This is a genomic window from Vibrio sp. 10N.261.52.A1 (assembly GCF_002876325.1).
Lineage (GTDB): Bacteria > Pseudomonadota > Gammaproteobacteria > Enterobacterales > Vibrionaceae > Vibrio > Vibrio chagasii.
The window spans coordinates 1-873 of record NZ_MCYD01000105.1; the positions used below are offsets into that span (position 1 = coordinate 1).

The window sequence follows — 873 nt, forward strand, 5'->3', positions numbered from 1 at the left end:
AGCAAGAGTAAGCCTTTAACCTAAGCTCCAAACTATGTTTTTCAACCGCAGTATTGTATAACAGCAGTACTGCGGTTTTTCATTTTAAGCTTACAGGTAATATTGTGAATATCGGTGAAGTAGCTAAACGTGTTGGTACAACAGCGAAATCCATTCGTTTTTACGAAAGTAAAGGCATGATGAGCCCTCCACATCGTTCAGAAAATGGCTACAGGCAATACGGTGAGATTCATATCGAGCAACTAGAGTTCGTGCTCAGAGCAAAAATGGTTGGGTTCACACTTGATGAGTGTAAATCCTTAGTTGAGTTAGCCATGAACCCCAATAGACAGAGCTTTGAAGTAAAACAGAAAGCGACTCAGAAGTTAGATGAAATAGAATTGAAACTTGCGGAGCTCAATAAAATGAAGGCCCAATTGCAATCGTGGGTACATGACTGCCCTGGTGATGCTTCTACGGATTGTCCTATCTTAAACAATTTATCCGGCCGTACTTAGATCATTTCAGTAATAAATATTAGTCAGGCTGTAAATGATATTACTAGCCTGACTTACCTACCTATCACAGCACTTTTCCGCCGTAATGTTTACAGATCAGTAGTGGTACATGAGTGACCGCGTTACCATCTGAACACTTAACAATAGGTCCCATATTACCATTACCAGGTGATTGACTGCTCGCTAGAGCGCTTCCGAATGACAAGCTAAAAATAGCCGTAACAATGATTAGAAAATGTCTCATACAAACTCCATTAATTTTATCTCCGATTGAGATAAGTGAAAGTATGGACAAGGTGAAGAAAATTTCAAAAATTGGACGTACTTAACATTTTTAATAATTATAATTAAGCGATAGTGAGGCGAACTATTCTTA

2 protein-coding genes are annotated in these 873 nt (G+C 38.6%); one reads left to right on the top strand and one right to left on the bottom strand.

Annotated elements, in window-relative coordinates; translation table 11 throughout:
- Positions 1-104 precede the first annotated feature (104 nt).
- Positions 105-497 carry a Cu(I)-responsive transcriptional regulator gene (cueR, locus tag BCT81_RS01370; protein ID WP_004737861.1) on the top strand — a complete coding sequence of 131 codons (393 nt, stop codon included), beginning with the start codon at positions 105-107 and terminating at the stop codon, positions 495-497.
- 64 nt (positions 498-561) lie between these two features.
- Here cueR and BCT81_RS01375 read toward each other — a convergent pair whose 3' ends face one another.
- Positions 562-741, bottom strand: coding sequence for a hypothetical protein (locus BCT81_RS01375; protein WP_004737863.1), 180 nt, complete (start codon positions 739-741; stop codon positions 562-564).
- Positions 742-873: the final 132 nt, after the last annotated feature.